Origin of the sequence: Paenibacillus sp. P2(2022) (assembly GCF_029522175.1) — a bacterium.
GTDB classification, from domain to species: domain Bacteria; phylum Bacillota; class Bacilli; order Paenibacillales; family Paenibacillaceae; genus Paenibacillus; species Paenibacillus polymyxa.
In genome coordinates this window covers 1,168,768-1,188,477 of the sequence record NZ_JAKWFI010000001.1, presented here as the reverse complement: position 1 = coordinate 1,188,477, position 19,710 = coordinate 1,168,768, and the positions used below count along the sequence as shown (strand labels likewise).

General features: G+C 42.5%; 22 protein-coding genes. All 22 read right to left on the bottom strand.

Annotated features, from left to right (window positions below; translation table 11 throughout):
• Nucleotides 1–2 precede the first annotated feature (2 nt).
• The 22 genes from MMB75_RS05300 to MMB75_RS05195 all read right to left on the bottom strand — a co-directional run bounded on the left by MMB75_RS05300 (nucleotide 3) and on the right by MMB75_RS05195 (nucleotide 19,612).
• Nucleotides 3–143: an XkdX family protein gene (locus tag MMB75_RS05300; protein WP_016822026.1), complete on the bottom strand. Its 141-nt coding sequence runs from the start codon at nucleotides 141–143 to the stop codon at nucleotides 3–5.
• Nucleotides 140–520 (bottom strand): hypothetical protein, encoded by a 381-nt coding sequence (locus MMB75_RS05295; RefSeq protein WP_016822027.1) that lies wholly within the window; start codon nucleotides 518–520, stop codon nucleotides 140–142. Before MMB75_RS05295 ends, MMB75_RS05300 begins: the two co-directional genes overlap by 4 nt.
• Entirely contained in the window at nucleotides 517–1,668 is a 1,152-nt protein-coding gene (locus MMB75_RS05290) for a pyocin knob domain-containing protein (RefSeq protein ID WP_016822028.1), read from the bottom strand. The genes MMB75_RS05295 and MMB75_RS05290 overlap by 4 nt, the downstream gene beginning before the upstream one ends.
• Before the next feature lie 9 nt (nucleotides 1,669–1,677).
• Nucleotides 1,678–2,088: a phage tail fiber protein gene (locus MMB75_RS05285; protein WP_016822029.1), complete on the bottom strand. Its 411-nt coding sequence runs from the start codon at nucleotides 2,086–2,088 to the stop codon at nucleotides 1,678–1,680.
• A gap of 12 nt (nucleotides 2,089–2,100) precedes the next feature.
• Nucleotides 2,101–2,655, bottom strand: coding sequence for a phage tail domain-containing protein (locus MMB75_RS05280; RefSeq protein ID WP_016822030.1), 555 nt, complete (start codon nucleotides 2,653–2,655; stop codon nucleotides 2,101–2,103).
• On the bottom strand, nucleotides 2,655–8,069 hold the full coding sequence (locus MMB75_RS05275) for a phage tail tape measure protein (protein WP_277507148.1): 5,415 nt from the start codon (nucleotides 8,067–8,069) through the stop codon (nucleotides 2,655–2,657). The genes MMB75_RS05280 and MMB75_RS05275 overlap by 1 nt, the downstream gene beginning before the upstream one ends.
• Nucleotides 8,070–8,159: 90 nt before the next feature.
• Nucleotides 8,160–8,303, bottom strand: coding sequence for a hypothetical protein (locus tag MMB75_RS05270; protein WP_016822032.1), 144 nt, complete (start codon nucleotides 8,301–8,303; stop codon nucleotides 8,160–8,162).
• 142 nt (nucleotides 8,304–8,445) lie between these two features.
• Nucleotides 8,446–8,787: a hypothetical protein gene (locus tag MMB75_RS05265; RefSeq protein ID WP_014599920.1), complete on the bottom strand. Its 342-nt coding sequence runs from the start codon at nucleotides 8,785–8,787 to the stop codon at nucleotides 8,446–8,448.
• Between the two features lie 64 nt (nucleotides 8,788–8,851).
• Nucleotides 8,852–9,640: a hypothetical protein gene (locus MMB75_RS05260; RefSeq protein WP_016822033.1), complete on the bottom strand. Its 789-nt coding sequence runs from the start codon at nucleotides 9,638–9,640 to the stop codon at nucleotides 8,852–8,854.
• Between the two features lie 44 nt (nucleotides 9,641–9,684).
• Complete coding sequence (locus MMB75_RS05255; RefSeq protein WP_016822034.1) at nucleotides 9,685–10,131, bottom strand: hypothetical protein; 447 nt, start codon at nucleotides 10,129–10,131, stop codon at nucleotides 9,685–9,687.
• A gap of 10 nt (nucleotides 10,132–10,141) precedes the next feature.
• Nucleotides 10,142–10,576 (bottom strand): hypothetical protein, encoded by a 435-nt coding sequence (locus MMB75_RS05250; RefSeq protein WP_016822035.1) that lies wholly within the window; start codon nucleotides 10,574–10,576, stop codon nucleotides 10,142–10,144.
• Nucleotides 10,573–11,151: a hypothetical protein gene (locus MMB75_RS05245; RefSeq protein WP_016822036.1), complete on the bottom strand. Its 579-nt coding sequence runs from the start codon at nucleotides 11,149–11,151 to the stop codon at nucleotides 10,573–10,575. Before MMB75_RS05245 ends, MMB75_RS05250 begins: the two co-directional genes overlap by 4 nt.
• Nucleotides 11,148–11,723, bottom strand: coding sequence for a hypothetical protein (locus tag MMB75_RS05240; RefSeq protein ID WP_016822037.1), 576 nt, complete (start codon nucleotides 11,721–11,723; stop codon nucleotides 11,148–11,150). The genes MMB75_RS05245 and MMB75_RS05240 overlap by 4 nt, the downstream gene beginning before the upstream one ends.
• Nucleotides 11,723–12,160 carry a hypothetical protein gene (locus MMB75_RS05235; RefSeq protein WP_016822038.1) on the bottom strand — a complete coding sequence of 146 codons (438 nt, stop codon included), beginning with the start codon at nucleotides 12,158–12,160 and terminating at the stop codon, nucleotides 11,723–11,725. Before MMB75_RS05235 ends, MMB75_RS05240 begins: the two co-directional genes overlap by 1 nt.
• Entirely contained in the window at nucleotides 12,150–12,527 is a 378-nt protein-coding gene (locus tag MMB75_RS05230) for a hypothetical protein (protein WP_016822039.1), read from the bottom strand. Before MMB75_RS05230 ends, MMB75_RS05235 begins: the two co-directional genes overlap by 11 nt.
• Nucleotides 12,528–12,544: 17 nt before the next feature.
• Nucleotides 12,545–13,558 (bottom strand): major capsid protein, encoded by a 1,014-nt coding sequence (locus MMB75_RS05225; RefSeq protein ID WP_016822040.1) that lies wholly within the window; start codon nucleotides 13,556–13,558, stop codon nucleotides 12,545–12,547.
• A gap of 15 nt (nucleotides 13,559–13,573) precedes the next feature.
• Nucleotides 13,574–13,954, bottom strand: a complete 381-nt coding sequence (locus MMB75_RS05220) for a head decoration protein (RefSeq protein WP_016822041.1) — start codon at nucleotides 13,952–13,954, stop codon at nucleotides 13,574–13,576.
• Nucleotides 13,955–13,956: 2 nt separating this feature from the next.
• The gene (locus tag MMB75_RS05215; RefSeq protein ID WP_016822042.1) at nucleotides 13,957–15,261 is read right to left on the bottom strand and encodes a hypothetical protein; all 1,305 of its coding nucleotides are present in this window, start codon (nucleotides 15,259–15,261) and stop codon (nucleotides 13,957–13,959) included.
• Between the two features lie 5 nt (nucleotides 15,262–15,266).
• Nucleotides 15,267–16,727, bottom strand: a complete 1,461-nt coding sequence (locus tag MMB75_RS05210) for a hypothetical protein (protein ID WP_016822043.1) — start codon at nucleotides 16,725–16,727, stop codon at nucleotides 15,267–15,269.
• 375 nt (nucleotides 16,728–17,102) lie between these two features.
• Nucleotides 17,103–17,906: a phage holin family protein gene (locus MMB75_RS05205; protein ID WP_016822044.1), complete on the bottom strand. Its 804-nt coding sequence runs from the start codon at nucleotides 17,904–17,906 to the stop codon at nucleotides 17,103–17,105.
• Entirely contained in the window at nucleotides 17,896–18,564 is a 669-nt protein-coding gene (locus tag MMB75_RS05200; protein ID WP_016822045.1) for a hypothetical protein, read from the bottom strand. The genes MMB75_RS05205 and MMB75_RS05200 overlap by 11 nt, the downstream gene beginning before the upstream one ends.
• A gap of 664 nt (nucleotides 18,565–19,228) precedes the next feature.
• Nucleotides 19,229–19,612, bottom strand: coding sequence for a hypothetical protein (locus MMB75_RS05195; RefSeq protein WP_016822046.1), 384 nt, complete (start codon nucleotides 19,610–19,612; stop codon nucleotides 19,229–19,231).
• Nucleotides 19,613–19,710 lie beyond the last annotated feature (98 nt).

Here is a 19,710-nt window from a genome sequence, read left to right as displayed (position 1 = left end):
CCTTACTGGAAGTCCACGCCTGTAATGGTCTTGTATTCTTCCGGTGTGATTTCTCCGAAACGGTTTGTCTCCGTGATTACTGCGCCCTTCAATTGCTCTGCCGTTACCCAGTTCCACTTAAAAGCAAGAGTCCAAAATGTCATGATTGATTAGCCCCTTTCAGATTGATTAGTTCCAATTTTGTAGTTGCTAGTTCAGCGCCCATGCTGGCTAACAGTTGAGTTTGCTGCATGGTTTGAATCTTCATTTCTGCGAGTTGCTGTCCAAGAAGTTCATGTCTGGTCGGCTGTGCAGAACCCTTTACAACCAGACCGCCATCCGGTGCAACTTCAATTTCCTGTTCTTCGATAGTTGCCCCTTCAGGTAAAGGATTCATGGTCTGTTCTTCGTACACGGCTTCCTTCGTGATCATTCCCTCGTCGTTATACTCTGCTGGTGACTTCAGGACTTGCTGGCGCTTATAATCCCACGGTCCGATGTTTATTACCTCGTCATTTAACACTACACATTCTTTTATCATTTAACAGCCCTCCATCCCGTGTTTCCTGTTCCAGATTCTTTGATATACAGAGTCTCCCCTGCATATCCATCCAGCCTTCGATATAGCGATCCTACTGGAGCAGACACGGCTCCTTCAGGACTTCCGTTCCCACTGAAAAGATTTGCAGAGGAAGCTTTTAGACTGTTCAGGTCCCCGCCTTGCCAGCCTATATTACCCTCTTCTATCCATAACCCATTACCAAAATTCCAGTCAGTACCATCTATCGTGTTAGATGGAGATATATATACTCGGCCATTATCCGATTTGTGTAATGCCCATGATTTATACCCTGGACGATAGATAGCTAACGGAATGGCGTTCTTGCTATCTATCGTTCCCCACACAGAACCGCCGCGAGTCATGAAAATTTCCGTCCACTCTCTCCAGTCAGCACCAGCAAAAGCAATTCGTGTATAGACACGGCCTGGATTATCATGTGAAAAGTACATTTGAACAATAGCACCGCTGTCGTAATTCACCACAAGTTTGCCATAGGTATAGGCTCCAGGTGGATAGTTCGAAAAACCTGTCCATGCAGAAAGAGCCACATTGTAGTTACCTGATAAGGTTGCATCATTCCAGTTTGTTGGTACATTACCTCGATAGCGATATGCGCTATTTGCCAAGTCATACGCAGCCTTTACAGCAGACGCTGCAGCAACTTGGGTTGAGCTTGTGTTGTTTGTGGCTGTGCTGATAGGTAGTTGAGCGGCAGGCACCTTTGAATCCTTGTCCAGCGTAGCCACCCCGCTGGCCGCCCCTTTTTGTACTGCGGGGATGGCCGCAGCAGCCACAGCAGCAGCATCTGCAACTCCCTCGCCTAGCTCCTCAATGTTTCCTTTAAAAGCAACATGATCATAGGCTGTAAAGTTCCGGGCAACCCGTGTACCAACAGGCCAAGCACGTGCCACTCCTTCAAAACCGCGTATGCAGCCTTTAAGTACGTTTTCCTCCACAGATGTATATGTGATCGTTTCTGCAACATCTCCATTACCCAAAACGGCAATTCCTTCGCCTTGTAGTAGCACGGACGCATTAGCAACCGTAATTTCTGTTTGCGTGTCCGTGATCAGTTCCGCAAGCTCGGTTTTAGGACTGTTTACAACTGGTGGATACATTTTTTCCACACTTCACACCTACCCTTCGTCTACTTTTATTTGCCCGGCAAGAAACCGAAGTGTGTCATTCGTCTGGACCGTGCGCGGTGTTTTGACTGCACCGTGATAGACAAGATTGCCCCCGGTTGCTGCTGTCCGAATGCCTATGTGTGTTATCAATCCCCAATCTGCTCCAGCGATAGGAAAAGAGACATCCCCCACGCTGGACGTAACAGCTCTACGATCCGCTATAACTGGTTCTGAGAACGCCACAGCACGGCGCGTATAGCCTCCACCGCTTACTTCCTGCCCTGTATCCGCATCTGTAGGGCTGCTGGTGTATAGGGCAATGTAAAGCGCTTGAGGAGAAGCAAAGTTAATCCCCCGCAAGGCCGCATTAATACAGGCTGTTTTCCACCAGTTCGATTTACTAAGCAATATATCTGCCAATATAAAGACCTCCTATTCTACTTGATACTCATTTGCGATACGGAAATTCCGTATGTCGTTATTACCGATGTTAGTCAAGACGATAATAGGACTGGCTCTTTCATCTCCTGTAGAAATGACCGACACTGTTTGTGGCGATTGAGTAATGATAACTTCTTTGATATTCTCATCGCTTTCCGGGAACGGATGCTCCCCCATTTTGATTGGTATGGTAAGCTCCCCATCCCAAAGTATCTTTTCAATATCCAAAGTTCCTGCGTACCGTCCTATATACCTTCTTCCCGGCAAATCAGAAAATGTAAATACGATATCCCCTTTCTTGGCATTAAAAAGAGCCGCCACTTGGGCGACTCTCCTATGGTAATCAAGGGTTGTATCATCAGCCATTAGGACGCATTCGAGATTGATTGTTCGCGCTCCATAGGTGCTGCCAAAATCCAGTTCTCCATCCCTCTCAGCTATCTCAAGGCTGTGGTCTTTTGTCGGCGGTAACACAGGTATGTTGTGCTTTTTAAGCCCTAATCCAATGGATTTAAAAGACTTTCCATCTGCCGTTGCGTCGATCATTAAGACTTACCTCCCCTCGCTTGCAACCTCCGCACTAGGTTATCTCGTTCGCTCCAGAAAACCTTTGCTGCGGATTCATCTTCAATATAAGTATCGCCTGATTTTATTACGAACTGGTTGCTGATTTGCTGCGGATTTGAACCGCCCGAAGCCATTGGCATAGAGAAGTCTGGCATGGAGAAATTAAGTTTCGGCATCTTAAAATTGATAATTTTCCACAAGTTACTCTGTTGTTGACCATTCAAATACATTTCCCCTTCTCGGGCAATGACGGGTACCTCTGCTCCCTTCTGGCCTTGAACTATCCCACCAGAATGGAATTTTTGAAGTTTCCCTGTATCCTTCTTAATGCCATACTTATTCCGCAGAGCAGCATTTTCCTCGTGCAGTTTAGCCTTCTCGGCAGCGCCTGCTGAATACCATTTGTCAATATTAGAATTGTATCTCGCCAAATCGCTGTCCTTTTCTGATATTGAGGAACCTGTATCAAAGGATGCAGACAATGAGGTAGCATTGATTTCAGCCATTTTCATTTGATAGTCTAAGATGAATTGATCCAACTGACGCAAGATTTCTGCGTTTTTCTCAGATTCCTTTGAAATCTGAGTATTTTTCAAATCTTCAGCTTTAGATTCAACTCCGTCTGAGTACTCATCATATTTCTCGGCTAGCTGATCATAATGCTGTTTGGCAGCTTCAATCTGGTCATTGTAGTCCTTTTCCCGTTCAGTCTTCTCGTCTTGGAGTTTCTTCTTCTGATCCTCCAATCCACGCTTAGCAAGCGTCCGGTTATGTTCACGTTGCATATCTTCAATATCTTTTTCTGTCTGTTTCCGTTCGGCAATACCTTCGGGACCGACAGCAGATTGTAGTAGAGCAAGGCGCGCTTGTTTCTCCGCCATTGCACGTTCATAATCCTCGTCTTCGTTAGCTGTCTGCATTTTGGCAAGCAAGTCGTCTATGGCCTTAATTTTAGAGTCCTGAGCCTCGATAAAAGCATCCCGTTCCGCCTCAATCCGCTTTACTTCCTCATCCCGAGTCTTTTCAAGTGCTTCCTTTTCCTTCTTGGCAGCTTCGGTAGCAGCCTTCTTCTGATCCTCCAAAAGTTGCTTCTTCAAATCATGGACCTGTACATCAATTTCCATCCGTTGTTCTGATCCTTCTTTATAAAGAGCCTGCATTTTTGTCCATAAATTGAGCTGATCGGAAACAGATACGGCTTCCATACTCTTTTGGTAATTGATTCGTTTTTGGAAATCGGACAGGAACTCATCTTCCAGCGCTTTACGTTTCTCATAAATCTTCTGTTGCAACTCAAAACTTTGTTCGGCAGTACGATCCTTTGCCTTACTCATACGCATATAAGCGTCATATTCCATTTTGAGGATAGCAATTTGGGTTTGCCCTGCCATCTCCATTTTGGAAGTCTCTTTATCAATCCACTTCTCACTGTTTTGATAGCGAAGCTCATTGTATTTGACGGTTAAATCATAGATTTGTTTGGCAATCTCTCTACGGTTAGCAGGAAGCAGATAATTTTTACTTTGCTCCTTCTTATAGAAATCCAGACTGGTTTTTACCATCTCAATTTCTTGTTTGTTGGCCTGCCGCATACGCTCGGTTCTTCGCTCAAGATTCAACACGTCTTCCTGAAATCTTGAATCATTCAGTTTCTGAACATCGCGGCTCCATTGCTTCATTGCATCCTTATCTTCCGATAGGTACTGCTTATGTCGTTGAGCCAGTCGTTTGTATCCTGCAATCTGCTGGTTTATAGACCATTCATTTCGTTCAGCGATATACTTAAAGTTATCAAGATCGTCATCATAACTATCTTTTCGTGCCGCAGATGCGTCCTTGACTGCTTTTTCAGCTGCACGTTCCGCATCGCTCTTGCCTTTTTTGCCCCCGCTTCCCTTCGATTTTTTCGAACCAGAAGAACTCACACCAAATTTAGGATCGTTATATAGCTTGGTTAAAGCATTAATCTGAGTGTCATACTGCTTCATATCTTTCTCGTATCCGCTATATATTTCGCCTATATCTTTTTTGCTTTGCTCCATGTTTTTCTTGTCTTGGTTTAACTGGTTCTGAAAAGGAGCATTTAGGAAAGATTTCACTCCGGTCATGTTGTTTAGTTCTTTTTGTTTATTAAAAACTTCTAATGAACTTTGAGCCATAACTCCATTCAATCTAGCTTTTAACTCAGCAAGACTCTTAATCGCTCCAGCCTCTTTAATGTAGACTGCGATACGATCATCAGACTCAAGTTTTGTACTTAAACTGGACGCTTTTTCTGACTTTAGATCATCTATAGCCTTTTGTATTTTAGCTTTACGAACAACTTCGAGAGCATTCTTTTCGAAAGCCCATCCCTCAGATGTTTTGTAAATCTCCGAAGCTAATTGAGGGTATTTGAGAATTAATTCTGCCGCAGCTTCTGCGTTCATGGACTGTTTATTGGCAAGATCATTTAAAACAGTATTCATCTCAGAAATAGCCTTGCCGTTACCCTGAATCTGCTCTCTTAAATCGGCAAGAGCTTCCTCCTGTGATTTAACACTTTCGGTTGCTGTTCCAGCCGTCCCAGAAAATTGGTCAGCTTCTACAGTTGCTTGACCTAAAGCTACTCCTACTTCTGTTACAGATAAAGTGAGCTTGTTATTTTCTTGTTCTAACGTTTTGATTTTTTCTTCTAACTTCGCAGCATCTTCCTTAAATTCGCCTGTTCCTAAAAAATTTCCAATTGGATTAGCAATGATCTTTTTTACTCGTTCCAGTTCTTTTGTAGCTTCTGTGATTTCATTTATTTTTTGTTTTTGTTGTTCGATTAATTGCGCTTGCTGATCTTTCAATACATTTTTCCGGGCTTCATTCTGCTTCTCGATGAGTTTGTTCAACGCAGCAACTTGCACCTGCACAGCTTCATCGGTATAACCAGCAGCTTCAAGTTGCTTGGCCCCTTCTTTTCCAAGAGTGATGACCAGCGCTTTAGAAACCTCTTCGAGTTGTTTTTTTACTTTTGTTTCCTTTTCTACTGAACCACTGCTTTGTTTTAATGACTGTTCAAGAGAACGATGTGCATTAACCAATTTTGGCAACAATTCTATCTGTCGTTGGTACTGACTAACCATTTGTTGTGATGCTGAGTCTTGATCCTTTAAGTTTTGAATCCGATCCCTCGCAGCTTTTTCTTCCTTACCACTATTCATCGCTACAAGTGCTATTGCGCCAACAAGTAAGCTCAATCCTGCTGTAGCGGCTGCTGTTGTGACGGTTGCCGTTGCTTGGGCAACAGACAATGATTTCGTAGCAACTGTAGCCCCCTCGGTTGCTACGGTTAAAGCTCCTTGTGCTACTGTAGCTCCTTCGGTAGCGGCAACTCTCTGAACTGTTGAAAGAGTTGCCCCTTGTGAAGAAACGATATTAACATTATTAGCTACCGTATTAGCGCCAATAGCGGCAGTTTCCGCAGCCTTTGCAGTCGTCAATACTTTTACAGCAGCAATTACATTCATGATTGGACCGCTTAGAGCTTTATAGGCAAAAAGTAGCCCGCCGATAGCCGCCGTTCCTTCAAACACACCAGAAGGTACTTTTGTAAGCCCAATTAGCAATTGGTCAATAGCGTCCAGAACATCCTTGATCGTACGCCGCAGCCCATCATCTCCAGCATTATTGAATATTTCCAATAACGAAGCCTTCGTTTGAGCTGCCTTACGCTGAATCGTATCCATCTGGACTTTAAGATACTCCATTGTCGATCCGGTTGAACCGATAGAGGCCGCAGTACCCAACAAAATGCCCCCAGCATTCAGTGAAGCAGCTAATTTTGCGTATTGATATACGCCACGCGATATATCAGCGTAGGATTTCGTAAGGTCATAGTTTTTGTCGATTACTTTGGTCGATAATTCTAACAGGATGTCTTCTGCCTTTTTCCACTGCTCTGTACCATTTACAACTTCTTTTGTATGAACTCCTAATCTCTCAATCTCTGCAACAGCTTTATCTGTACGGATCGTACCCAAGACTGTTTTCCACATGTTACCCAGGTTTTCCCCACTCAGCGCCGTGTTACGTATACCGGCTGAAATCAAGCCATTCATAAAGTCAAATGAAACACCAGTTTCCGCCGCTATCTTACCTGTCCGTTCAAAGGCAGCTCCCAAGTCTCTAGCCGGGGCCATCGTATCATGGGCAACCTTGGACCAAGAATCCAGAACGCGTCCACCAAGCACCATAGCGTCATTACTGTCCTTGATTTGTACACCGTATTGAGCAAAGGTAGACTCCATAGACTTGGTCGCATCTTCCAAGGATACAAGGTCAACGGTACTGAGCATTGTTGACTTGCGTACCATCTCCTGAACAACGCCTGCATCCTTATACATCCGGCCCCATAAACGTGCTGATTCGGTAACGTCCATGATTTCAGAACCAAGATCATGAGCCGTCCTGATAAAATTGGTTGTCTCGTCGTGCAACTTCTCAGTGTTCATCACCATTTCCTTAGTACCCTCGTTGTACTCAAGGAAATAATGCTCATTCGTCTGGACATAGCCAGCCATATTAGATTCAATGCCGACTATGCCCTCTCTTAAGGCTTCCTGTACCTTGTGCATAGCGGCATATGCCGTGTGGAATACAGCGGCATGGGTAGCCATATCCCCAAGCTTGCCTATCCAACTTGGCGTAATGTTAAAGGTTTGCTTCATCTGCGTTTCGGTTTGACTTAATGAACGCCTGATTTTCTGTTCTTCCTGAAGGACCTTCTCTCGGACTTGTGCCTCCTTCTGCTCCCTGGTCCGTAAAGCATTAATCCAGAACTTCTCATAATCTTGAGCGTTTTTCCTTGCTTGCTGTGCTTCCTTATCAGCCATTTGCTGTAACTTCATACGGATAGCCTGTTCTTGCATGAGGACACGTTCTCGCGTCTTATCATCCGTTCCTGCCCCTGAAATTTTAGCAGCTCTCTGCCCGGTTGATGTCGCCTTATTTTGAAGGGCTTCCATCCGTTTTAGATGCTCTCGTTCCTGCTGTTCAATTGCATCCTCACGCTTTTTTACAATGGCCTGCTGTGCTTTTAGTTTCTCATCTGTAATTTTGTTAGCTTGGTCTAGTTGGTTCTTTCGTGCAGTATTTAATTCAGCCTGTGCAGTGCGTTGCTTAACAAGAGCTTCGGATTCAGCAAGGATCTTCTTTCTTCTATCCTCTGCTGAAAGAGCAAACTTGTCTGCACTGCTGGCAAGAGACTTGAAATTCTTCTCACTTAGCCCGAGTTCAGAATTTAGAACCTTAAAGGATTCAGCATTCGTCCTTGCTCCGTTGTCTATCAATTTGAAAGCGGGTAGTATCTTAGTTGTATCCAAGCTTATACGCGCACCTACTACATCTTTACTTAAATCCGCCACTTTGCTCACCTCTTCATAAGGTTCAGGAAACTTTTCCTGCCCTGAATACAGAAAAAGAGGCATCCTGCATGATTGCGGATGCCTCTTAATTTACTTGGCGAAGAAACCAAGATCAGATAGTGACTTGACCTTCTTCGGTTTTTTATTCTCTACATTGCCACCGTGAAGAATGATTTCAAATTCCCGGTTTCTGTTCTTGGCCTTCATGAGCGCTCTAATTTTTGGAATAGTCATATTAGGCCACTCCGAATCAGAAATACCATTGCTCACACATAAAGCCCAAAGTTCTAACCAGTCCGTTTCATGCTCATCCTCGACAGGGTTAGACTCCTCCTGTTCATCTTCCTCATCTGACTCTTCATCTAGAGGAAACGACTCAGAATAGAAATCGGTCTAACAAATCATCCAGTACTGCAATACCGTCCTGGTCAATCAGTTCGTACTCTTTTTCCGTTATTTCCTCAACCAGCACGAGATTAAACACCTTTTTGTACATTTCCTCCACTTTAGGCCAGTCAACTGCTTCCCGGTCTTCGGTAGCCTCCCATTTTTTCCGGCCTATCGAAAAGGAAAACTTGTGTACTACACCATCCATTTCTTCACGAACCTGACGGATCAATGCAATAGTCCCGATCTTCACATGCTTTTTGATGCCCTCTGCCAACCGAATTTCTGAACCTATATTAAGAGTTTTATCCAACTGTTTGTCTGTACTCATTAAATTTCCTCCTCAATGTATGTAACCCCCTATCGCTCAGGTAGGGGGTTGGGTTAGTAATTGATTAGATACCGAAAATGATTTCTACTGCATATCCATTAGGATTCTCTGGCGTGATATCCGGCTCCATAATCTCCAGCGCCAATGTATTGGTGGTTGGCTTTTTGCGCTCTTGGGACACGTCCAAAGTCCCGCCCCCGAGAGCCTTCCAAATAGTGAGCTGGCAAGGGACTTCTTTACCGTTCCGATCATCAGTTAATGAAAAGCGATGTACCAGTTTAAATGGCTTCGGACGGCGTTTACCACTTAAGCTACTTCTTGTAGCATTCTCTTTTGACCATTTGAACGTAACCGTGATTAATTTCCCTTCGTTTGCAACATCAGATGTGATTTTCCCATCAGCAGTAATTACGTACTGCTCTGCTGTTGGGGCAGATGCAACACGAGTCAACTCAGCTAGTTCACCTGTGTCAGTATCTTTTAAATAAACCCGGTCACTCTTATTTACAAAGGTTCCGTTATACTTCGTTGGAGCCTTTAACTTGTAGCCATCAGTTGCATTTAAAAACCCTTGTTCTACTTCATCGAATTGAACTGTTCCTTTTTCCGATTCAGCCCCTTGAGACAATTCGGCTAAAATATCAGAGTAGCGCGGAACCTCCATTGAAGCTTTATCCCCTAAGTCCTTAGCAGTGTAGTGGAATGCGTAGCCGCTATCGCCGCCCATTACTTTGTCCCAATCAAATTGCAATTGCAAAGTTACTTTAGTGATTTTATCATCAAGAAACTTGAGCCTTCCGCCTTCTTCATAGACTTGCGCTGACCCTACGCCATCAAATACTAAAGGTTGCATATAGTTTCATCCTCCTTATATGTGAACACAAAAAACTGGTCAGCTTATTTGACCAGTTCCCATAGACGCTTATCAATTTCTGCAATGCGACTGTAATCTTTTGTTAGCTTGTAACCCTGTTTTGGATTCCAGATCCCCATGATACCCAATCCTTTAGCAAGCGCGATTTTTTCAGCAATCAGCGTTTCCCACTCGGTAGGTTCTGGTTTAGGAGGATTAGGTTGAGTCCAATTCAATTCGGCTTCATAAGTTGTACCAGCAAGAGTAACAACATTAAATTTGTACTTCTTGGTTGCATTTGCTTCACTAAACCATAGAGTTTCCTGATCATCCGGTTCAATTTTAACCCCATCTTTTTCAATACTGGATACGTTGGTTTTAGCCAAAGAAACTCGCTTTTGTGCTGAATCCAGCAGCTCATATTCAACGTGGTTAACACCATTGTGATCACCGGATCTCCCGGTTGCTTTCCATACAGCTGCTTCTGCCATTCTGCTCACCTCAATTCATTCTCAAGTAATCAACATCGAAAATTGCTTTGTACCCCTTAACCCCTTGGATGCCAGTAGCAAAATCTGAGTCATAGGACAGCACACAAAGATAGGACATAAACCCCTGTGCAAACAACCTTTTTTCGTGCAAGGTTTTGAATGCTCTTTCAAATAGAAGCTTTGCTTCATATGCTGTCTTACCGTAAAAGTCGATACAGAACTTGCCTTCGAACACCAGTGGATTAGTGGCATATCGTCCCGGCATGACATATTGGCAGATATGTGGAACTGTATCCTTAGAAACCGTTATCTCAGGTTCCATACCTTTCGTAAATCGCTTTACCACATCAGCAGAGGATGATGAAGGAGTAAGCTTCAGCATGTTCATAAGTTCCGAATCTGCTTTTAAAACGCTCTGAACAGCATCAATAAGTTGTAGGCTCACTCCCGCACCTCCTTGAAGTATCTGTGATATGGAAACTCAGTTATTACACGGCTAATGCCATCCAGAATACGTTTCCGGTTAGACTGAATTGCAATACGCAAAAAGTAGGTTGGTGGTGTGGCCCTGAATGAAGGATCAATGTCACCGCGCTCCGCAAGCTCCTCCAAGTCCACCCCAGCATAGCCCCCACCTGATTCCTTCATGGTCCCGTCAATCGCCCGGTACTTTCCACGAGAACGACCTACAATAATACGATCACCTTTGGACCTCAGTCGGTTCCATGCTTCACTGTTCATATAAGTTATCAGTCCGGAGTTTTGGCTGCTGTCTGCCATCTTGGAGCCTTTACCGAATTGCTCAAGCCATGCTTGCCAGTAATCTGCTGTGATGTCGCCTGAAATCATCTGATTAGCAAGTACAAACATGTGCATTTCCAAGTGGTCCCGAACAGCCGGATAGTACCGTATTCCGCTTTTAGCTGTAAGCATAATCAGTTTTGTTAGTCCTGTAATTTCGACAGCCAATTTATTCTCCAGATCCTTTGCGGCCCGCGCTGCATCATAGCCAGTAATCATATCCGATCCTCAGAAATTTGAACATGCAGCAAATTAGGATACTTCACCCTATCAACTACATCTACCCGATATGTTTTTCCACTCATCACAATCCGGTCAGGAATAGCTGTATTCGTCTCCTCCGGCCGTTTAATATCAACATTAGTCTGTAACTGCAAAACAAAGACGGTACTTGGCAACAAGCCCGGCTCTTGCTGTCTCAATTGAGCGGTTACATACTGAGTGAAACAAACTACATCGACAGCTATTGGAACAAACTCAGGATCACCTATCGGGTTGTCGTTTGAGTCATAGGACTGCCGATAGCGCTGAACTTCAATTGAAGCATTGGTTTTAATCAGAGAGCAGTATTTGTCCTTTTCAGTTGTTGTACGTAGAGTCTGTACCAAGAACGATGATTCGTTCTGAACTATATCTCCTGGCTTTACAGGTGATTTCGAAGAAAACAAACCATTGTACATATATTCTTTGCCGATAATCGTTGTAGCTTTCGTTTCCCGAGACAGTATAACAACGTCTGGCTCACCGTTGACAGTACAAGGTGAGTGCCTATGAGCAAAGTCTTTAAACATCAGTAACGCCGCCTCTCTTTTGCACGGGTTGGCCCCGCTACACCGAACACCGGAACGGTTGTTTCTTGCTCCGCCGTCGATATCAAGTCAATGTACTGGTACGCCTCATCAACGAGCTGAACAGCGTATTTCTTCCAATCAACAACCTGATTTTCAAAGGAGAAGTCGAAGTCCTTTTTGGACTTCTTGATTCTTGCTGTCATGGACGGAGCTAGTATAGCAGCGACCATACAAACGGCTGCTGCATACACATAGGTCTGATCGTCACCAGTCAACACAGCATAATCAGGAACAGCCTTTACTATCCTTGATTCACCAATGGACAAAACAGAAAGAGCGTCTATGTCAGCATCGGATATTACATCCTCACCAACGCCTAGACGCCCTCTAATTTCCTCGTGATATGTTACTGTAGTAAGTATCTTATTAGTCGCCATCTGCTGCACTGATAGCCTGTTTCAATTCTTCAATACTCATTTTGGTGTATCCGGGTATTTTCAATTCCTTAGCTGAAGCTTTCAATTCTTTCAACTCACCATCGGACTGAAGAATATCAATTTGCTCAAGCAATTCTGTTTCTCGCGCTTTGGACTGTTCTAATTCGGCCTGAAGCTGCAACTCCCGTTCTGAAGGAGAACCATCCACAATTCCGTTACCATCCACAATCTCCGCAAGTAATTGTCCGGTTGCGGCATTACGAATTTCTTTCTTTGCGATATCTACAAGGCCATCTGGGGCATCTGTTACGATGTCCCCGGCATTGTATTGTCCAACAGCATCAACCAATACTTTTACAGTTGTCATAAATTCGGTCTCCTCCCTTACGCCACTGTTGCGAAGATATGCCAGTTAACGTATTTCAGACGCGGTAACACTGTTGCACCATTGATGGCTTGCCATTGATCGGGGTCTCCTTGGATCAACTTAGTCAGTGCAAACTTTCCTGTATGACCGGTGAAAATGTCTTCATAGTTATTCGGGCCGGTCACAAGATCCATAATTGAGCCTGTCATACCTTGGCCGATTATGATTACTGCATTATCTGGAATGAACGGATAGAATACGCCAGAGTCATCAATGTAACCACCATCGTAAACTTCATACTTAAGACCATTCAAATTTTGGCTGACAATTTCAGCAAGCGAACCGTCAGTGACAACATCTTTACCAAAAGTATACTTGATCAATTCACGGATTTTAGCATTCTGCTTCAAATAGATATCGACTTTCTTATTAACAATAATTTTAACAGGCCGAGCCCCACTTCCTCGGAATCGAAGTGACCAGCCATCCAAGTCAGCCAATGGATCTGCTGTTTCGGTATTACTCCACAATACGGATGCTGTTGGCTTGTTATTAGCTGGAACACCATAGTCAATCGTTCTGGCTGGTTTGGTGGATGTGGCTGGTACAATAAGTTTTCCTGTTAATGACTGCCATCTCATCCACTCAAACCGAGTTTCGAGGCGAAGGTTCAGACCAACCATTTTCTCAATCATGTATTCTTCGCCCCACTTTTGCTCAAGACTGTTGCCGGGCTTTCTCAAAGTAGCAATCTTTTCACGGTCGATAACAACCTTTTCTCTCCATTCTTGGTTCGTAAAGTTCATGTGTTTCACCACAGGTGGAGTATGAATAGGTGAAGGATCATTCAATCCTGTAGGTGGCGTCATACCCGTGTCGTCATAGGTGATATCGTATTCAATAGTGAGTCCAAGTTCCGGTTTGAAGTCAACTCCATTGGTTAGCAGTTGAGCCCCTCGAAAGCTGTTAATATCTGTTCGGATGTTCTGAACGACTTCCGTAAGGAAATATGGATCAAGTACGTTTGCCATGTGTGTTTATCCCCCTTATACAAAGTAGCAAAGCTTCAGCGCTGTTTTAGCTGCTGTATCTAAGCCAGTCAATTTGGATGAATCAAAAATACCTGCAATCCACGCAGATGCCCCAATATCAGAAAGTGTTGTGTCATGATCATTATCAAGGATACACAGTGCCACTTCGGAGCCGTTGGTTGCTGCGGAACTATAAGCTACCGCTTTATCCTTATCCGCTCCTGCTGCTGTGATCTTACCTATAATCGTCCCTTTTTTCAGGATTCCTTGCCCTTGTTTCAGCAAGACTCCTCCCGGTAGTTTAGCCTGAAGGTCAGTAGACGCTAGAACCTCCGTAAACTCTTGAGTAATAACCTGACCGGGACCAGGAGCGCCATTATACTGAGATTGCATCATAATTATTTATCCTCCTTCAGCAGATTACCTCTGCCTGTGTTCTTAAGTGCCGCCCGAGCTTCTTCACGAGCTAATGCTTTAAGTTGTTCTGGCGTTTTCTCGCCACCATCATTTTGTGAGTTAGTTGGCGGCGCTCCATTCAGAGCTCCTTCAGGAAGGTTTACATCTTCTCCTTGTGTATGGCGACCACCTCCGCCTAAGGCGGCTTGTGCCTGCGCCTCATACGTTGCACCGATCTTTTCAATTTCAGATACTGGCAAATGAGATAATGCCGTTTTCATAGCTTCTACATTAAAGGCCTCACCAAGAGCACGGACGCCAGCTCCGCATGCTTGTTCAGTGACCTTCACCTTGTACATTGCTCCATCAGTAGCTTGAACACTCAGCGCCGTAAGCTTCGCCGGGATTTCTGCGTCACTCTCAACGCCCAATGCAGCCCGTACTTGTCCAAGCACGCCATTAGCCGCTGCCAGTGCAGTTGCTTGGGTTTGCGCTGCTGCCAAAGCAGCTTTTTGTTCTTCATTCATAGTGTCATCTCCTTGGGCCAGTGTCTCAGCCTGTTCTTTTGTTTGATGCTGTTTAGGTACAAAAGCAGACATGCCGCCTTTGTTACTGAAAAAATAAAAGACGCGTCCATCGCCATCAAGCGACTTCGCATCTAATGGTAACGGTTCGTATTCAGTTTGTTTCGGCTGTTCATATTCACCATGTTGTTTCATTGAGAGAGATTCACGTGTAATTCCGGCGCCTTCGTAACCGCCATCAAACACGATAGAATTTTCCATGATGTATCCATCATCCGCGAGAACAAGACATTCTTTGTCATCGTACGTTTGTCCACGAATGTGCGAACATGCCGAGGAACCATAATAATCGCCGCCACAAATGCTACATGTATGCTTGGTAGTGACAAACCCTGCCGAGGTATCAAAGATAGTTCCTGAATCAATACCAGTAGCCAGTTGATCTGTTGAGATTCCATCAGCCTCTAGCCCTTTTGCCATGTAATGATCACCGTAGAGTTCCAGTTCCCCTCCCTCTTCGATAATTCGACTGTCAAAAGTTCTGCCATACGGGAAAGATAAGGCTTCCCACTTCTGCCACGGATGGTCAACCAGCAAGGCGACTCCCTCTTTAACCTGATCTGCCATTTTGCGTAGGAAGTTTGGGGTAATCTTCATTTTGTACTTATCAATACGCTTGGTTCCAATGATTCTCGCTTGAAACACATGAGTTTGTTCATCGGTTAAAGGGACCAATGCTTTTTGATTGATCTTCGCCAATTGTTCGGATGTAGGTTTAGCCATATTGTTTATTCACCTCCCTCCGGTGGAGTATTTTCTTCATTTAAATTAGATTCATGCTTTTGTACAAGCAAAGGAAGTAATTCAGCAGGAATTTTGGCATTAATACCAAGTGTCCAACGTATTTCCTCAGCAGCTTCCAACGGTGTGATGTAGAAATTCTTCTCCGCTGTGATATAGTTGTCGATCTTTGAACGTCGGTCACGTTCAATCTCATTTTCAGAACGTAAATCAATGGGGAGGTAGTCAGCTTCAACTTTTGTTTGAGTCCCCTTTACTCTTGCAGACAACGAAAAAGCCCGCTGCCAGAAACGTTTGGTTACGCTCCGCGCGGACTCTACATTTTTGATATATATTTGAGTGTCAATTGAACTGTACGTTTCTGTTGACCCTTGATGTCTAGAAAGGATAGTAAGCAGTGTCTTGAGTGAAGTAGCCATTTGGGTATCAATGATATCAATCAGCTTCTTAATATCAATCATCGGTCCAGAATTGCCGCCTTTGAGATATTCCACCTTTACACTATCCCAGTGGACAAGAGCATCATCTGGATTGAGTGAGTTGAAATGGTTTAGCATCTCATCCATTCGCTCTTTGAGCCATTTTTGTTGACCATCGGGATTACTCTTTAAGTTGTTTGGCATATTCTTCAGCATGATTTCTTCCAGCATCGAAATATCGAGCCTTGGATACCCCTGGTTATGAACTACTGCTTTTAGATCTGCCAACACCTGAAGATGAAAGAATACTACTTGCAGTACCGGAAGCATAGGCGTTCGTCCATAAGGATCATCAACCATAGGATCAAACTCTTCATAGATGAATGTTGGTGTGTCAATCTTTTTGTAATTGCCAAACCATTCTTCATTTGCGCCCCTTCTTGGGTTCTTTACATACTGCCACGGTGTAAGTCGATTAGTATCTGGCTCCCTACGGAACCAAATTAAAGCCGGATCAACTGGAACAATATCAATGACATCATTACACTGCTCATTCAGGACGATTTCCCCGGCACAAGCCCCACGGACCATAATCATCATCCGCTGAATTGTGTCTAGTTTATCTAATGAGCGTCCGTGCTGGTATCCCGGCGAAGGTAGCGGTGTATTAAGCATAGCTTTGAGTTCATCCAGTACCCGTTGTCCGCTCTTATCTGCATTCCCATTCGGCTTCTTAGCTGTAAACGTTAAATCGGTATCTCCCATACGCAAGTATGTGTATAAGGCATAGGATACGTCGGGATGAACGGATATCAGAAGTTCCAGTAATTCCTCAGCTGTATAGCTCTGTAACTTGGTAAGGTCAATATTGTGAGCCTGCTGATGTTTCTTGGGTAGCCAATTAAATATGCCCCACGGGTTAGCATTATTAGGTACTGTTGCTCTGCCTATACCCATCATCTGACGCTTTACCGCTGTTGGAAGAACAGCATTAGCAAATGAATATACAGCTCTATGATACCATTTCAAGATTTCACCGCCTTTCTTTGCAAACTTCTATAAATAAAGGATAACATCTTTTTTATTCGAATTTACTGCTGATTTTTGCCCAAAAAAAGTACTTCTTCCTCCATAAGATTCGATTTTTGAAGGCCTTCTGGAATCTGTAATAAAAAAAGAAGACAGGAAAACTTTCCTGACCTTCTGTATTTGTTCATACTTCTATGTTTAATTAATATCTTGGGTTATGTATACAATCCCTATCCCAAGTTTAATAAATCCAGTTATCAAATTTAATTTGTTTTTATGGAACGGTTGCGATACCTCGACACATACAATATGCTCAGAACACCAACTACATCTGTCAACTAAGATGGTCATCCAAAGACCATTATTACAATTTAATTACAAAGGTGGTTCAATATCATTAGTATTGTTTTGAGAATTCACAAGTTTCTCAATAAACGGCGGTATAGGCAATCCTGTCACCTTCATATTATCAACGGTTCCTTTAAGCTCGCCCCATACTAGCCATACCAATAGCAGAGAATAAAATGTGTTGTCTGGCAAGCCATCAAATGAAACGAATTTACTCAATACGTTACCTATAAATAACCAAAAGTATGGGAGAATGAATATTTGAACTGTCCGATTGAATTTTATATAGTCATTTGGCGTATGATATCTATTTGCCCATACACGAGAAATAAAATGGGCTACTGTTAAAGAAACAAAAACCCAGTTCAGAGTAGTAAACTGTCCAAATAGCAGCGTTATAACTGCACCGAGTAAAACAAAGAATAACTTAATGCTTGGGACAGCAACAAAGTCGGAGAAATATCTGCTTAATTCACTCATACCTACAAAAGGAAAGAAAGAGGCTATATTTCTCATTAATTTCTCACCCCTTACCATGGGATGCTTATAAATATGCTTTTCCTTTGTTTTTATTACTTTCTGTTCTTCAATAAGTTTATTTGTACTCTCAATAAAATTTGATGCAATCTTTAGCATTTCCTCATGCTCATACTTTATCTTGCTTTGATCACTAGCATTTAGTACTTGCCAATAGACAGAGCGTGTTTCATTCAATACATATTCTATCTTTTTTTCAATTCTTTTAAGTTCCTCGTTTGACTTATCATTTTCTCTGAAAGATTGTATTTCTAAGAAAATATTGCTTCTTTCTTGGTACAAATCATTCTTCATACGTATCGCCAGCCTTATGCGCCAAAAAGGACAAATTCCCCTTCGTTTGCAAAGATAAATACTTATTCATTTCAGATAATGATTGTATACATAGAGAATCAAGGTTACTGTATAAATCTTGAGAGTTTATCAATTTCTTATCTGTTTCAATTTCTGAAAAAACAATATTAGGCTGTTCATCTCTATTACTTTCATCGAATATTCTTATTCTTGTTGTAGTATCATTAGCATTTTTTACTGTAAATTGAACATCTACAGATAAAATATCCTCTTCTTCTAAACTTAAACCAAGCAGTTTTTTATTATCTTTTATCATAAACCCACCTATATGAACAACTTTTTTTATGACAAGTTTGTCAAAATCAATTTCTTTAACAAGCACATCTATAAATTCTTTAAATTTTTTTGTCCAATCCTTAACAATAGCAATTGTAATATCAATACTCTTTGATCTAAACTCACATTTCATTATAGGAAAACATTCGATAAGTTGTACATGATCCGGTGAAATCTCTACTTTTTTGAATTTGAAATTTTTTTTAATTATCTCCAACCATTTTAATTCAACCTCTTGAATATTTAGGTCCAAATAACTAAGTTCAAGTTCAACTACCATAGGTTTAAAAGTATCAGCTTCCTGTAAGTTAGATGAAAACACAAATTGTTCCTCCTACTATAAATAAAAAATCATTCTCTTATAGATTTAATATCTCATTATCACCAGAAAGTGTCAATATCGAATGGACAAATATAAACATTTTATGTATTAAACTTCAATCCATATAGGTCTTAATACCTGTTTTAATGAACTGAGCGCTTATTTAAAACCCGAAAAAAGAAACAGCGATAGGGTCTACTCCCGCAAGCGGGATGCAAAACGCTACGCTGTTGCATAAAAGCATTGTACTTAGTAACTAGAGAGGAAGAATAACACCATTTTACATATTGCTAAAAATGTCCGTCAAAGAACAAAAACCGGACAATACCGGAAAATGGGTAATTAAACCATTATAAGCTGGCTTTTGCTCACTTTCTCGATATTACTCGTCCTAAACGATTCTCTCACCCAGTTTATCCTCATCACCGGAAGCCATTACATTACATCCCAACTTGAATCACAAAAGAATGCGCCCATTGTTGTATGTTCGAGCTCGGGTTGGTCGACCTCTTCAATGCATACTTTATGATAAGATTATTGCAATTCTCCTTTAGCATTGGCTATGCGAACTGAAAGGCCGCCCTTCATAACACCGCCGGGTGAAGTAAGGTTTACATAGAAACTACCAACAGGCCAAGTACTTTCGTTGATTTCATCAAATACTTTACCTGGGGTTTATTTTTCCTTTCATCTTAACTGGACCACTAGCAGACTCCTGAGTTACTGTTATATTAATCGGGGCTTTCCCATCATTATACACATACACTCTAGCATATCCGTATCCCGGATCAATGTAGAAACGCTCTGACATGTCAGTATTCCCAAGAGACTTGTTGAGTACCTTTTTCGTGTCTTGAGGAGTAATAACATGATCCCCCAGTTTTGATGTATTCACCTCAATAGATTCATTTGCAGCTTGAACTACTGGCGCTGAGTCCACAGTAGCTGAATTTATACCACTGATAACTGAAGAAGTACAACTAGTTAACGATAATACAGCAGCTAAAGACAATACAGCAAAGAAAGGAGTCATTCCACTATTTTTCATATTATAAACCCACTTTTTTCAATTTAAAAGATTAATTTCTTATAATAATATTATAAGGTTTATTTTGTAATTCTCAAAGAAGGATTGGCGATCCCCTT